This window comes from Achromobacter sp. HZ34 (assembly GCF_002209485.1).
Classification (GTDB): Bacteria; Pseudomonadota; Gammaproteobacteria; order Burkholderiales; family Burkholderiaceae_B; genus Bordetella_C.
Genome location: NZ_NJIX01000004.1, coordinates 540,966 through 555,638 on the forward strand (window position 1 = coordinate 540,966; position 14,673 = coordinate 555,638).

The following is a 14,673-nucleotide window of genomic DNA, read 5'->3' on the forward strand; positions in this document are numbered from 1 at the left end:
GCACGTGCCCGGCGCTGCGCAGTTGAGCTTATCCCAGCGTCAGGCTGCGGGAACACAAGGGGCACACGATGGCTATCAATGCAGCACAAGCATCCGACGAACTAAGGTTCGATCGACGCGGCGAGCCGGGCTCGACTACGCCGGCCGCCGCGCCGCGCAAGGTCGGCAAGGACGAATTGAACCGCGTCGTCCTGGCGTCGGTGGTGGGCAGTTTCGTCGAGTGGTTCGAGTTCTCGGTCTACGGCTACCTGGCGAGCGTGCTGGGCAAGGTCTTCTTTCCAGCCAGCGCGCCCGGCACGCAGCTGATCGCGTCGCTGGCGGCCTTCGCCATCGCGTTCTTCGCACGGCCGTTCGGCGGCATCATCTTCGGGCCCATCGGCGATCGCCTCGGCCGCAAGCAGGTGCTCACCGTCACTATCCTGATGATGGCGGTGGCCACCTTCGCCATCGGCCTGATTCCTTCACACGACAGCATAGGCATGGCGGCGCCGGTGCTGCTGGTGCTGCTGCGCCTGCTGCAAGGCATCTCGGCCGGCGGCGAAGGCAGCGGCGCGGCCATCTATGTGGCCGAGTACTGCTCCGACAAGCGCCGCACGGCCATCACCAGCTGGATCGAGGTGGGTTGCATCAGCGGCTTCGCCTTCGGCGCCACCATCACCACCGTGCTGACGTCGTTCTTCACCCAGGACCAGATCTACGCCTGGGCCTGGCGCGTGCCTTTCCTGCTGGCGCTGCCGCTGGGCGCCATCGGCCTGTACATCCGCAAGCGCCTGGAAGAGTCGCCGGCTTTCGAAGCCGTCAGTGAGAACAAGAAGTCCCACGCCAACGCCGGCTGGAACTATCTGTTTTCCAAGTGCCTGCGCCTGGTGCTGGTGTCTTGCGGCATCATCATCGTGACCAACGTCACGCTGTACACGGTGACCACCTACATCCCCACGTATCTGATCAGCACGCTGACGATAGACGCGAAGGCCGGCTTCCTGATGTCCTTGGGACCGCAGTTGTTCCTCATTGCCATGATTCCGGTCATGGGGGCGCTGGCTGACCGCATCACCCGCAAGCGCCTGATGCTGGCGGGCAGCCTGGGCGTGCTGGTCTTCGCCATCCCCTGCTTCAATATGCTGGTGACGGGGGATTATGCGGTGAAGGTGGTGGCCTTGCTGATACTCAACCTGTGCCTGGCTGCGCTGCTGGGGTGCATCTATTCCATCATTCCGGCGCTGTTCCCCACCCAGGTGCGCTTCACCGGCATGGCCGTCAGCTACAACGTGGCGGTGGCGCTGTTCGCCGGCACCGCGCCCATGCTCAATGCCTGGCTGATCCAGCAAACCGGCAACAAGATGATGCCCGCCTACTATCTGATGTTCGGTGCGGTGCTGGGCATCATCGGCTTGATTTACACCCGCGATAACACCGGGCAGCCCATGCCGGGGGATCAGCCGCGACCCGAATGAATCGAGGTCAGGCGTCGGCGTACTGGTCCGGCCGGCATTTCGATGCGTAGCCGACCACCGCCTCGGTGCACACTTCTTCCAGCAACCATTGGGTGAACTGCATCAGGGTGGGCGAATGGCGGCGGTCCGGCCGCACCAGCAGGCTGAAGCGCGGGATATGCCCGACGGGCAACTGCTTCAGCAGGTCCATGCCGAAGGGCGCCACCAGGCGCCCGGCAGCGACGCCGCGCACCGCGTCCGCGTAGGAAATGAAGCCCAGGCCCAGGCCGGCCAGCACGGCTTCCATCATGGCGGCGTGGGTGTGCAGCATCATCAGCGGTTGGGTCGGGCGCTCGTCCACGCCCAGCAGCTTGAGCGTGTCCTCCCACAGCGAGTTGGACACCAGCGGCACCACCACCGCATGTTTCAGCAGGTCCGCCGGGGTACGGACCGGCAGCCGCTCCAGCAGGCTGGGTGTCGCCACCAGCACTTTCAGGTCGTCGATCAGCGGAGTTTCCACGAATTCGGGCGGCGCGCCATAGCTCCAGTGGATGGCGGCTTCCAGGCCCTTGTTGTTGAACTCGTCCAGTTCGACGCCGATGGCCATGCGCACGTCGATGTCCGGCACGGACGACGTGAATCGGCCCAGGCGCGGCACCAGGAATTCGGTGGCGAAATAGGGGCTGACGTAAAGATAGAGCTGCTGCCTGGCGGGCGCCGGGGCAATGGCGTCGACGCCCTCGGCGAAACGGTCCAGCCCGTCGCGCACGTGTTTATAGAACTGGCGGGCCGCCTCGGTGGGCGTCAGGCTGCGCGCGCTGCGCTGGAATAACTGCTGTTCCAGGTGCGATTCCAATTGCTTGAGCTGCAAGCTCACCGCCTGGGGTGTCAGGCAGAGTTCCCCGGCGGCCTGGCGGATCGAGCCGTGACGCATCACGGCTTCGAAAATACGCAGGCTGTTCAAGGGGGGCAGGCGATAACGCATGGGCGCAGGTAAACCTTGTCCCGCGCGCGGCGGGGCTGAGGCGGGAATCATGGATTACGGATTCCGATCATAGTCGGAAAATGTCCCGGTCCGTCTGGGAATACTCGCCACGATTATCGGCCCGGCTGAGGGATATTCGTCCGGCCAGAGGATACGCAGGGTCGGACGGGCTCGCTACATTGCGCCATCGGGTGATACTTCAGGAGCGCAAATGTCGAGTGCTATCGGTACCTTTCAAACCCGGCGCGGTGTCGCCGATCTGGCCGCCCTCAGGCAACTGAGCAAGGACGCCCAGCATGCCCTGTGGAATTTCAGCGTCAATGAATTCGATGCGGTGCTGACAGCCTTGGAGACCAGTTCCGATCAAGCGCGCCCGGAGAAAAACGCCATGCTCCTGGGCGCCCTGGAAGTCTGGTGCAAGCTGCATCCGCTGCCGGTCGACCGGAAAGTGTCGGACCGCAGGGCCGTATGCGTGAAACGCCACGAACTGCGCACTGCCCTGGACGACGCACTTGAAGAGAAGCGCGCCGCCAGGTGAGCGGCTTTTTACTGCGTGGCTTTTACTGCGTGGCTTTTACTACGCTCCCGCTACTGCGCGGAGACCGTGCCACGCACGTTGGCGCGTTCCACTGCCTTCTGCACCGTGCCGTTGGCGACGGCTGCCGACACGAAGTCCTTGACGAAATCCTGGCCCGCTTCGCGGCCCTTGGGCACGCCGATGGCGAAGTGCTCCAGGCCCCAGTGGTCGGGCAGCACGCGCGAACCGGGCAGCTTGTCGCTCATCTCGAACAGGATGGCGTTATTGGTGGCGAAGGCGTCGATCTTGCGAGTCCGCAGCATTTCCACCGCTTGCGCCAGGGTGGCCACCGGCACCAGCTTGGCCTTGGGATACAGGGGCTTCAACTCGTCACCCGTGGAGCTGCCCTTGCTGACGCCGATGCGCAGGCCGCGGCGGCTGAGGTTATCCAGCTTTTTCAGGCGCGAGTTCTTCACGACCAGTGCGCTCTTTTCCACGTCCAGTACCGTGGGCGAGAAGTCCATGGTCTGGGCGCGTTCCTCGGTGGCATTGGTGAAGGTGAAGTCGGCATCGCCATTGGCCACGGCCTTCAGGGCTTCGGCGTTGTTCGGAAACACCTTGGCTTCGAAGGGCACGCCCAGTTTCTGCGCGAAGGCCTGGCCGACGTCATAGCCGACGCCGCGTGGGTCATCGCCTTCCTTGCCGGCGACGTAGGACGTCGGGCTGCCCTGGTACATCGCTACCCGCAGGGAACCGGTCGGCGCCAGCACGTGCTGGGCGGCAGCCAGGTTCTGCTTGGCGGTGTCTTCCGGCGTGGTATGGGCGCAGCCCTGCAGCAGCGCGGTCAGCGCCAGGGCAATGGCGGCCAGGGTATTTCTCTTGAACATGGGGTCTCCTAACGCAATAGGTGAGGCATTGAGCGAGCATTCGTCGATTCAGCAATGGCGCTTGGCTACCCGGCGCGCCCGGAGCAAGAGATCCTGGGCATCGTCCACGCCGGCACGTGTTACGCGCCGGGCGGGATCATACTGTCGTCTTGATACATATTGCTGAGGACGAGCTGTCAAAAGAACTTGAAGAGATACCAGTTGTATCCCTGTTCACCCCGCCCAGCCTCGGCACCCGCTTGCGCCCCGGTTCGACCGGGGGGCGCATCTTGCAGGATCAATCCACCTTGATGTGGTTATCGTCGATCAACTTCTTGTAGACCTGCAGCTGCGACTTGGTCAGGTCGCCCAACTCCTTGGCTGACGAACCCCGCGGGAATGCTCCCTGGGCTGCCAGCTTTTGTTGCAGGTCGGGATTCGCCAGGGCTTTCTTGATGGCGGCGTTCAAGCGGTCCACGACGGGAGCCGGGGTCTTCTTGGGCGCGACGACCACGAACCAGGACTCGAAGGTGAAGGGCACGGAGCCTGATTCGGAAATGGTCTTCACACCGGGCAGGCTGGCCAGTTCCTTTTCCGAACAGACGCCGATCAGGTCCAGCTTCTTGCCGTCGACCAGGCTCTTGACGGTGGGCACGGCTTCGAAGGCGGCCTGGACTTCTCCGGCCGCCACGCCCACCGCTGCCTGCGAGGCGCCCTTGTAAGGCACATGGACGATGTCCAGGCCGTTACGCGCGGCGAACAGCGCCATGGCGATGTGCTGCGGGCTGCCGATGCCGCCCGAGCCGTAGTGCAGCTTGCCCGGCGCCGCGCGGGCGGCCGCGACCAGGTCGGCGGCGCTCTTGTAGTGCAGGCTGGGCGTGGTCACCAGCGCCCAGGCGAAGGTGGTCGCCAGGGATACCGGCGTGAAGTCACGCACCGGATCCCAGGGCATGGCGTTCTGCAGATTGGGCACCATGGTCAGGATGCTGTCGTTGAAGCCGCCTATGGTGTAGCCGTCCGGCGTGGCCTTGGAGACGCGGTCCGCGCCGATGATGCCAGCGGCGCCCGGTTGGTTCTCGACCACCACCGCCACGCCCAGGTCCTTGGCCATCTCCTGGGCCACCAGCCTGGCGGCGTTGTCCACCGCGCTGCCAGCCGCCAGCGGCACGATCATGGTGATGGCATGGTCGGGGTAGGCGGCCTGCGCGGCTGCCGTGTAGCCGCCGGCCACCGCGCATGCGGCCAGCAGGGCGTGGCGCAGCGTGCGTGTCAGGACGCCTTTCACGGTCGGCCCCTGAGCCAGGGTTTGTGTCGATCCAGTTGTGGTTTTTACTGCCGGATTTTTCGTCCACGCTTTCATTTTCTGTCTCCCCTCAAAGTTCGATATTGAGTAGTTTTTTTGCGTTGCCGCTGAGGATCGCGGCACGGTGGGCATTCGACATGGGCGTCGCCAGCACCTGGTCGACGGGATGCTGCTCCCAGGGAATGGGATGGTCGGTGCCCACCACGACCTGGCCGATGCCTACCTGAGAGATCAGGAAGTTCAAGGCTTCGGGTGTGAACACCATGGCGTCGACGTAGATCTGGCGGATGTATTCCGACGGCTTTTTCCGCAGAACGATATCGGCGTTGCAGTTCGATGGCGATACGTAGCACGACCGATCCGAACGGGCGGCATACGTTCCCAGGTAGCCGCCACCATGCGCGGCCAGGATCTTCAGGCGCGGGAACTTGTCCAGCGTGCCCTCGAAGATCAGGTGTTCCAGCGCGATGGTGGTGTCCAGCGGATTGCCGATCACGTTGGACAGCCAGCCATTGCCCTGGAAGCGCTTGGCCAGTTCGGGCGTGCTTTGCGGATGGATGAACAGCGTGGTGTCCAGTTCCTGGGCCTTGGCCCAGACCGGATGGAAGCGCGGGTCGGAGAAGGACGCGCCGGCCACGCTGCCGCCGATGGCGGCGCCGCGCAAGCCCAGGGTCTTGACGGCATGCTCCAGTTGCTCGACCGCCAGGTCCGGGAACTGCAGAGACAGCGAGGCGAAGGCGGCGAAACGTCCAGGATAGGCGTGCGACAGTTCGGCGAACTTCTCGTTGTGGATCTTGCAGATCGCCGCGGCCGTCTCCTTGTCCTTGCCATACCAGAACGGGTTGATGGACAGCACTTCCATGTCCACCCCCATGGCATCCATCGCCGCCAGGCGGCCCGCCACGGCGGCCTTGTCGTCGACGGGAATGAAGTGCTCCTGCACGCCGCGCACCGGTGGCAATACCTTCTTGGCATCGTCACCCATGAGGTCGATGGCCTCCTGGAAATAGCAGTGCGCGTGCGTGTCCAGGACCTTGACGCGCTTGCCGTCCATCACCAGGGCGGGCGGTTTTTTTGCCGCGCCCGCCTGGCCTGCCGCGCGTGCCGCATCCAGCAGTCCGCAACTGCAGAACATGATGCCGGCGCTGGCGGCGCCGTTCAGAAATCCTCTGCGCGATACCATCTGTGTCTCCTCTCTTCGTTGTTGTTATTGCGCCGCCGCCGGTCTTGGTGCCAGGGCTGGGGCTGGCATTACACGATCGGGTCCACCCCCACGCTGCGTGCCAAGGTGTCCAGGGCCGCGATCAGCTCCGCGTGCAGGGGCACGCCGTGGGTGACGCGGTCTTCGTACGTGATGGCGGATTGCTCGCCGGGCAGGCGTATTTCCTGCGCCCCGGGCAGCAATTCCGATGATTTCATCTGCGCCCAGATGTCGTCGATGCAGGCCTCGAACTGGGCCAGCGGCATGAAGGCGGTGACGTCGATGGCGGCCACGGCCTGACCCGTGTTGGTGACGCTCTGGTAGTCCTTGTTGAAGTCGACCACGTCGCGGCCGAAGGCGGCGCCGTTCAGCGTGCCCGCCAGCACGCCGAACATCAGCGCCAGGCCATAACCCTTGGCACCGCCGATGGGCAGCAGAAAGCCTTCGTCCGATCGCTTGGGGTCCAGCAGGGGCTTGCCGTCGCGGCCCACCATCCAGCCTTCCGGCATGGCCTGGCCTCGTTGGGCCAGCGCCTTGACCTTGCCGTAGGCGGCCGTGGTGGTGGCCATGTCCAGCACGATGGGCGGACGGCTGGCGGCGGGTACGGCAACGGCGATGGGGTTGGTCGACAGCAGCATGTCGATGCCCCCCCAGGGCGGCATGTGGTTGGCGCTGCCCACGGCCATGTAGATGCCTATCATCCCGTGTTCGAGCGGCATGCGGGCATACAGGCCGGCCGGGCCGGCGTGGTTGCTGTGGCGGGTGCCCACCCAGCCTATGCCGGAGCGGCGCGCCTTGTCTATGGCCAGGTCGGTAGCGCGCTTCATCACCAGGTGGCCCATGGCGTTGTCGCCGTCGAGCAGGGCGGTGGCGGCGCGCTCTTCCACGACGCGCATGTCGGGGTGCAGGTTGATGCCGCCGGCGCGGATGCGTTTTACATAGGCGGGCAGGCGGAACACGCCATGGGCATCGGCCCCGCGCGCATCGGCCTGCGCCATGATGGTGCCGACGGTCGCCGCGTCGGCGGCGGGCATGCCGACGGCGCCCAGGACGCCGGCAATGAAGCGCTGGAGGTCGGCGATGGGAATGGAGGTGGAACGGGTGGCGTGCGAGCGTTCGGCGTTCGAGGCAGTCATCTTCGTAGCGTGTTCGGGGCCTGATCGTGGCAAAGGGGTCCGCGTCATGGCGCCGCCTGTCTCCCATGGCGCTATGGATGGAACGAGCGCTTCATCGGCGGGTAGCGGCGCGCGAGGGCGCGGCCCGGATGTGATTCATCCGGTGCGTGGGAAGTATAGGAAGCGGGTGCGCGTAGAACTAATACCGTTTCCACGCGGAGCCATATCATTTTGATCTGGCTGAGGTCCTGCCAGGCGCTTTGCCCAGGTTGAATACCCGCATCCGGTTGAGCCGCGCCAGTTCGGCCAGCACGATCTCCCGCAGCGCCGCCACGGCGGTGCTGGGCGTGGCCTCGATACGGGTGGCCATCATCAGCTGGCGGTTCAGCTGGACGCCGGACACCTCGGTCAGGGTGATGGCGGCGTCATGGCGGGGTTCCTTGAACATCGACACCGGCATCAGCGCGCACCAGTCGCCGGTGCGCACGAGTTCGCGGATGGCATCGACGGAGTCGATTTCAGAATGGATGTTCAGATGCACGCCCATCGGCTGCAGCTGGCGTTCGACCACGGTGCGGTGCAGCGTGGTCATCAGCAGGGGCAGGCGCGCCAGCTCGGCTAGTGAAATGATGGGGTCGATCTTCATGGACGCGGGCGACGCCAGGGCGAAGGGCTCGCCTACCAGGGGATGCAGGGCCAGGGGACGGCCCGCGCTGGCGCCCATGCTGGTGATGATGGCCATGTCCACCATGCCTTTTTCCAGCATGTCCAGCAGTTCAGGGGTGAAGGCTTCGCGCACGGTCAGCCGCATCTCGTCCAGCGTGCGGTGGCAGCGCTCGAACAGGCCCGGCACCAGCACGCGCGACAGGGTGGGCGACACGCCCAGTACCACCCGGCTGCCGGTTTCCGCCGGCCCGGCCAGCTGGCGCTTCACGCGCTGGGCTTCGTCCAGCATGCGCTGCGCGGCTTCATACAGCGTCACGCCGGCCTGCGTCAGGCGCACGCCGCGTGCGGTGCGCTGCAGCAGGGGTACGCCCATTTCCTCTTCCAGCGCGCGCATCTGCCGGCTGAGCGCCGGCTGGGCGATGGCGATGGCCTCGGCGGCGGCGGTCAGGCTGCCCGCGTCGGCTATCGCCACGAAGTATTTCAAAGTTCGAAGATTCACCGCCGTTCGCCTTCAAAGTCCATCGCAGAATGATATACCTGCCGGCCCATTCGGCATTGGACGGTGGCGCCGGCCGCTGTCTAGACTTTCATGTTTTGCGGTGGCGAAGCATGTGGATGGCAGCCGCGTCATTCCAAAGCCCATCGTCCCGACCCGCAAGTCCCAAGAATCGTCCAGGAGCAGACCGCATGACCAGTACCGCCCAAGCACCGGCCCCGGCGCCGACCGGCCTCAAGCCGCAGATCTTTCATCCGGACCAGATGAAGGCCTACGAGCGCGGCGGCGGCGCCCGCACCATTCCCCTGGCCAGCGCCTCCAAGGGCGCCGAAGCCTTCATCAACGGCATCACGGAATTCGGCCCGGGCGCCAGGATTCCCTTCCACTTCCACAACTGCGAAGAGAGCGTGATGCTGCTGGAAGGTGACGCCATGTTCGACATCGATGGCCAGGAATTCCACCTCAAGCCCATGGACACCACCTGGATTCCCGCCGGCGTGCCACATCGCTTCCGCAATCTGTCCGACACCCAGGGAATGAAGATCCTGTGGATCTACGGGTCGGTCAACGCCACCCGCACCCTGGTGGAAACCGGGGAAACGCGGTCGATCACGGCGGAACACAAGTAAGCGGCTCGGCCGAGATGCCCGGCTCCTTGGCCTGCCGGCCCAGCCCGGGCCGGGCCGGCAGGCCAGTCCTGTAACCTTGCCGTCCGGTTCCCGCGACAGCCCATGCCGCCTGGAACCTGCTACCCTTTCCTGCTGGCATGCCGGGGGCAGGATGCCCCTCTTCCAGGCATGGGTGCGCGACGGCGCGGGAGCAGTGAGCATGGCGGCAGCATCGGACTTTCCCATCGTGGGTATAGGCGCGTCTGCCGGCGCGGTGGAAGCCCTGGCGGGATTCTTTCGCGGTGTGCCGGACAAGCCGGGCTTTGCCTGTGTGATCGTCACGCACCTGAGCACCGATCGCAAAAGCATGCTGCCGGAGATCGTCTCCCGCTACACCTCGATGAATGTGGTGGCGCTGGAGGGGCTCACGCCTGTGGAAGCGAATTGCGTCTACCTGCTGCCGGCCGCCGCCGTGGTGGATATCAAGAAGCGGGTGCTATCGCTCGATGAGGTCGATGCCGCACATCCGGAACGCCGTCCGGTAGACCTGTTTTTCAGCGCGCTGGCCGAGGACATCGGTGAACTGGCCGCCGGCGTTGTCCTGTCCGGCGGCGATTCCGACGGCACCTTGGGCATCAAGGCCATCAAGAAGCGCGGCGGGCTGACCTTGGCGCAGACCGCCGATGCCTTCGGGCCGCAGCATACGCACATGCCGGACAGCGCGATCGGCACCGGCATCGTCGATTTCGCCATCCCCGTGGAACAGATGGGCGCGAAACTGACCAGCTTCGCCAAGGGCCTCTTCTTGCTGGATGGCCTGGCCAGGACCGACCTCGCGCGCGCCAATGACCGCAAGCTGGATGACGCACGCGAAAGCATCTACGCGCTGTTGCGCGCGCAGACGGGCCATGATTTCAGCGGCTACAAGGTCAACACCTTCCTGCGGCGCGTGCAGCGGCGCATGCAGGTCCTGGAAATCGACGAGCCCGATGTCTACGTTACGCGGCTGGGCGCTGATACGGAGGAGGTAGCCGCGCTGTTTCGCGATCTGTTGATCAACGTCACCAGCTTCTTTCGCGACGCGCAGGCCTTCAAGACGCTGGCCGATACCATCCTGCCCAAGCTGATCGATGGACGCGGCCCCCGCGACACGATAAGAGTGTGGGTGCCCGGGTGCGCGACGGGAGAGGAGGTGTACTCCGTGGCCATGCTGATGCGTGAGTGTCTGCACGAGCTCGACCAGGCGCCCCGCGTGCAGATCTTCGCAACCGACATCGATGACAGCGCGCTTTCCGTGGCCCGTACCGCGCGTTATCCGCTGGCCTTGCTGGAAGGTGTTTCCGAGGCGCGGCGCGAGCGCTTCTTCGTGCACGACCGCAGCAGCTATGTCGTCAGCAAGGAGGTGCGCGATCTGTGTGTGTTCTCGCCGCACAGCGTGATACGCGATCCGCCATTCTCGCGCATCGACCTGGTTTCCTGCCGCAACCTGCTGATCTACCTGGGCCAGGAAATCCAGCGTCAGGTCATCCCCATCTTCCATTACGCCTTGCGGCCGGGCGGCTATCTATTCCTGGGCACGTCGGAGAACGTCAGCCAGTTCGACGAGCTGTTCGTGCCGGTGGAAAAGAAGCAGCGCATTTTCCAGCGCCGCGACGTGGGGGCGGCGCCATTGCGCATGCCTTTGTCCCTGGCGTCGACGCGCATCGGCCATATCGCCACGCTGGCATCGAACCGTCCCACCCTGGGCGGCGGCGCGCTGCGCCATGCCGTGGACAACCACATGCTGGAACGGTTCACGCCGCCGCACGTGCTGACCACACGCGAAGGCGATGTCGTGTATTACTCATCGCGCACCGGCAAGTATCTGGAGGCCGCGCCCGGCATCCCTACCCGTCAGTTGTTCGCCATGGCCCGCAAGGGCCTGGGGCTGGACCTGCGTTCGGTGTTTCGCGAAGCGGTGGAGTCGGGGCGGCCGGTCACCCGGGCGGGCGTCGCCATCGAGGGCGAGGAGGGCCGCGTGCAGGTCATCAGCCTGACCGTGGAGCCCTTGCCGGAGCAGTCGCCGGGGGATCGCATGTACCTGGTGGTCTTCACGGACCAGGGCCCGGTGCTGAACCGCGACGAAGCCAGGCTGCGCGCGCAGGTCATGCAGGACGGCACGACGCTGCAGATCGAGAAGGAGCTGCGCGATACGCGCGAGCGCCTGCAGTCGATGATCGAGGAGTACGAGACCGCGCTGGAGGAGCTGAAATCCTCCAATGAAAAACTGGTCTCGGTGAATGAAGAACTGCAATCCAGTGAGGAAATGGAGGCGTCCAAGGAAAAACTGGTTTCCTTGAACGAGGAGCTGCATACGGTCAATACCGAGCTTAGCGGCAAGATCGAGGAATTGGACCGCGGCAATGGCGATCTGCAGAACCTGCTGGAGAGTACCTCGGTTGCCACGATTTTCCTCGATCGCAAGCTGCTGATCCGATCTTTCACCCCGGCCGTGGTCGATATCTTCAATATCCGCCCGATCGATCGCGGCCGTCCGCTGGCCGACCTGGTCAGCCGGCTCGAACTGCCCGGGCTGGAAGAAAACATTGCCAGCGTCTTCAGCAGCGGCGAGCCGATGGAATGCAAGGTGGTGAGCAAGGAGATGGGCAAAGGAATGGGTACGAGCCTTCGCGCCCATTTCCTGGTGCGCCTGGCGCCTTATCTGAATGTGGAAGGGCAGACCGAGGGCGTAGTCATTGCTTTCATTGACATCACCGGCATGATTCAAGCTGAACAACGGCAGGATGTGCTGATCGGTGAATTGCAGCTCCGCACGCGTAATCTGCTGGCGGTCATTCAGTCCATCGCGCAGCAGACGTTGCCGGCGGATCCCGCCGTGCAGACCTTCCACGACCGGCTGTCGGCCCTGGGGCGTTTGCAGGGCCTGGTGGGCCAAGCGGACGGCAATCTGGTCAGTCTGGACGCAATTGTCAGGCTGGAATTCAGTGCGCTGGGCATGGCCGACAACAGCCGTATCTCGATCGCGGGGCCGGTGGTTCTCCTTGGCGTGGGCAATTGCCAGACTATCGCCCTGGCCTTGCATGAGTTGGCGACCAATGCGGTGAAATACGGCGCGCTGAAGGATGATGACGCCAGCCTGGATGTGAGATGGACAGTCGAGTCCGCGCCAGAGCGGGGCGAGTTCCTGGCCATAGACTGGATCGAGCAGGGCGTGAAGCGCATACCCGATTCGAGCAAGGTCGGTTTCGGCCGGCAGTTGATCGAAAAGGCATTGAAATACACACTCAGGGCCCGAACCGAACTCCGCTTCAATCTGGACGGTATCTCATGCAGGATAGAGATTCCGCTGCCGGTGGCACCGAGCGCATCGACGCTGGCATTGTAGACGTCAACCTGGATGGCGAGACCTCCGTTCCCGTGGCGGACGCGCTCGCGCAAAGGCCTATCTTTTTCCTCTTCGCCACCGGCTATGGCGGCGCGGCGTTGGGGGATGACTATGGGCACTATCCCCCTGTCAAAAACCCTGCGACCCCAATGACCTGTTCCAGCGTTGGGCGACAGGCGCCCAGGCGGGTTCCAAGCGGCTCACACTCGCTCACTGCTGCGTATTTCCGCAATGCGGTTTGCAATTGCGCAGAGAATAAGAAAAAATGAGAGCGGTTCTCATTATCGTTATGCGGCTGGCCGCCGCTGGACAGCTCGTGACCGTTCTCGATCCCATCTCCGCACATACGGTGCAATCCCTGTACGTCCACCACCACGGCTGGCTGCGTGGCTGGCTGCAGCGCAAGCTTGGCGATGCCTGCGAGGCCGCCGACCTGGCCCATGACACTTTCGTGCGCCTGATGGGATCGCGCCGGCTGGCCACGCTGAATGACGAACCGCGCGCCCTGATCACCCATATCGCCAAGGGCTTGCTGGTCGATCACTGGCGCCGCCGCCAGGTGCAGCAGGCCTATCTGGAGACCCTGGCGCAACTGCCGGAGCCGCTGGCGCCGTCCCCGGAAACGGAACTGATCGTGGTGGAGACGCTGCTGCGTATCGACGCCATGCTGCGGGGACTGTCGGCGCGTACACGTCAGGCCTTCCTGATGGCGCAACTCGACGGGCTGACCTTGCAGCAGATCGCGGAACGTACCGGCTGCACGCTGATCACCGTGCGCCGCGACATCCAGCGGGCCCTGGTGGCCTGCATGGCGTTGGCGGAGTGAGCGGCAGGGCAAGGCAAAGCATTCCCCATTCCAATGAGTCGCACCTCTCCTTCCCCTTCGGCCACTACCGCATCCGGTACTTCCGCCACGTCAGCCCATCCTCCTTCGGCGGCATTGTTGGAGGAGGCCGCCGAGTGGGTCATGCGGCTGCGCTTCGATGCACCCCAATCCCATGACCGCGAAGCGTTCGCGGCCTGGCTCGCGCGCAGCGGCGCGCATGCCCAGGCCTGGGCGCGCGCGGAGAAAGTGCTGGGCACCTTCGACACCTTGCCGGCGGGCATCGGCAGCCAGGTGCTGCGTCCCGCCGCCAAGGGGGCGAGCCGGCGCGCCGTTTTGCGCGCCGGCGCGGGCCTCGCCCTCGGGGTACCGCTCGCCTGGTTGGCGTGGCGCGAACGCCCCTGGCAAGTCTGGATGGCGGACGCCGCCACGGACATCGGTGAACGCCGCCGCGAGACGCTGCGGGATGGCACGCAGCTGGTCTTGAACACCGACACCGCCGTGGATATCGCTTTCTCGGCCAATGACCGACGGCTGGTCTTGCGCAAAGGCGAGATCCTGGTCACCACCGGGGCCGATCCGGATGCGCCTGGTTATCGTCCGTTCTTCGTCGATACGCCGGCGGGCACCGTCCAGGCACTTGGCACGCGTTTCGGCGTGCGCTGCCAGGAAGGCGGCGCGGTTGACGTGACGGTGTTCGAGCATGCCGTGCTGGTCGCGCCCGCGCACGGTGCGCCCCTGCGCCTGGAGGCGGGACAGCAGGCTCGCTTCGACCGCGCCGGCGCGCAGGCCCCGCGCGCGGCGCAAGAGGGCGCCGATCTGTGGACCCAGGGCATGCTGCTCGCGCGCGACATGCGCCTGGCCGATGTCCTGGCGGAGCTGGGCCGCTACCGCCCGGGCTTCCTGCGTTGCGATCCTTCCATCGCCGACATGCGCGTGTCGGGGGCCGTGTCCGTGGCCGACACCGATGCCGCACTGGCGACCCTGGCCCAGACCTTCTCCCTGCGCATCCGGCGCATCAGCCGCTATTGGGTTTCCGTCGGTCCTGCATGATGTTTCGGGTAGATATTTTCAAGAAAAAGCCACCTCCCGTGGGGGTGGAAGGTCGCGCAGGACAACCGCGCCCTGCGCGGGCAGCGCTGCCGACCCGGGGGCAGGGCAACCCGGAGGTTGCCCCGACGCTGGGATACCTTGAAGTGTTTTTTTTGGACAGCATGATCACTTTTTCCTTCTCGTCCGGAGTGGCTTAGGAATACGCGGCATGCGCCGCTCCTC

The 14,673-nt window shown here is 64.9% G+C and carries 12 protein-coding genes; 6 read left to right on the plus strand and 6 right to left on the minus strand.

Annotated elements, in window-relative coordinates:
* Positions 1–68 precede the first annotated feature (68 nt).
* Positions 69–1,454 (plus strand): MFS transporter, encoded by a 1,386-nt coding sequence (locus tag CEY05_RS18920; protein ID WP_088597026.1) that lies wholly within the window; start codon positions 69–71, stop codon positions 1,452–1,454.
* Between the two features lie 7 nt (positions 1,455–1,461).
* On the opposite strand, the gene CEY05_RS18925 is transcribed toward CEY05_RS18920, so the two are convergent.
* On the minus strand, positions 1,462–2,469 hold the full coding sequence (locus tag CEY05_RS18925) for a LysR substrate-binding domain-containing protein (RefSeq protein WP_088597027.1): 1,008 nt from the start codon (positions 2,467–2,469) through the stop codon (positions 1,462–1,464).
* A 160-nt stretch (positions 2,470–2,629) separates the two neighbouring features.
* Between CEY05_RS18925 and CEY05_RS18930 the strand changes: the two genes are divergently transcribed.
* Positions 2,630–2,956, plus strand: coding sequence for a hypothetical protein (locus tag CEY05_RS18930; protein WP_088597028.1), 327 nt, complete (start codon positions 2,630–2,632; stop codon positions 2,954–2,956).
* Between the two features lie 50 nt (positions 2,957–3,006).
* Here the strand turns inward: CEY05_RS18930 and CEY05_RS18935 are convergent, their stop codons facing one another.
* From CEY05_RS18935 to CEY05_RS18955, 5 genes are all read right to left on the minus strand, one after another.
* Complete coding sequence (locus CEY05_RS18935) at positions 3,007–3,822, minus strand: transporter substrate-binding domain-containing protein (RefSeq protein ID WP_088597029.1); 816 nt, start codon at positions 3,820–3,822, stop codon at positions 3,007–3,009.
* A gap of 277 nt (positions 3,823–4,099) precedes the next feature.
* The gene (locus tag CEY05_RS18940) at positions 4,100–5,086 is read right to left on the minus strand and encodes a tripartite tricarboxylate transporter substrate binding protein (protein ID WP_233161591.1); all 987 of its coding nucleotides are present in this window, start codon (positions 5,084–5,086) and stop codon (positions 4,100–4,102) included.
* 88 nt (positions 5,087–5,174) lie between these two features.
* A complete protein-coding gene (locus tag CEY05_RS18945) occupies positions 5,175–6,287 on the minus strand; it encodes an amidohydrolase family protein (RefSeq protein WP_088597031.1) in 1,113 nt (370 codons plus the stop codon).
* A 68-nt stretch (positions 6,288–6,355) separates the two neighbouring features.
* Entirely contained in the window at positions 6,356–7,441 is a 1,086-nt protein-coding gene (locus CEY05_RS18950) for an Ldh family oxidoreductase (protein WP_088597032.1), read from the minus strand.
* Positions 7,442–7,646: 205 nt separating this feature from the next.
* Complete coding sequence (locus CEY05_RS18955; RefSeq protein ID WP_088597033.1) at positions 7,647–8,585, minus strand: LysR family transcriptional regulator; 939 nt, start codon at positions 8,583–8,585, stop codon at positions 7,647–7,649.
* A 188-nt stretch (positions 8,586–8,773) separates the two neighbouring features.
* On the opposite strand from CEY05_RS18955, the gene CEY05_RS18960 reads away from it, so the two are divergent.
* From CEY05_RS18960 to CEY05_RS18980, 4 genes are all read left to right on the plus strand, one after another.
* On the plus strand, positions 8,774–9,211 hold the full coding sequence (locus tag CEY05_RS18960; protein WP_088597034.1) for a cupin domain-containing protein: 438 nt from the start codon (positions 8,774–8,776) through the stop codon (positions 9,209–9,211).
* A gap of 199 nt (positions 9,212–9,410) precedes the next feature.
* Positions 9,411–12,575 (plus strand): CheR family methyltransferase, encoded by a 3,165-nt coding sequence (locus CEY05_RS18965; RefSeq protein WP_088597035.1) that lies wholly within the window; start codon positions 9,411–9,413, stop codon positions 12,573–12,575.
* 316 nt (positions 12,576–12,891) lie between these two features.
* Entirely contained in the window at positions 12,892–13,401 is a 510-nt protein-coding gene (locus tag CEY05_RS18975) for a sigma-70 family RNA polymerase sigma factor (protein ID WP_233161592.1), read from the plus strand.
* A gap of 33 nt (positions 13,402–13,434) precedes the next feature.
* Positions 13,435–14,451 carry a FecR domain-containing protein gene (locus tag CEY05_RS18980; RefSeq protein ID WP_088597037.1) on the plus strand — a complete coding sequence of 339 codons (1,017 nt, stop codon included), beginning with the start codon at positions 13,435–13,437 and terminating at the stop codon, positions 14,449–14,451.
* Positions 14,452–14,673 lie beyond the last annotated feature (222 nt).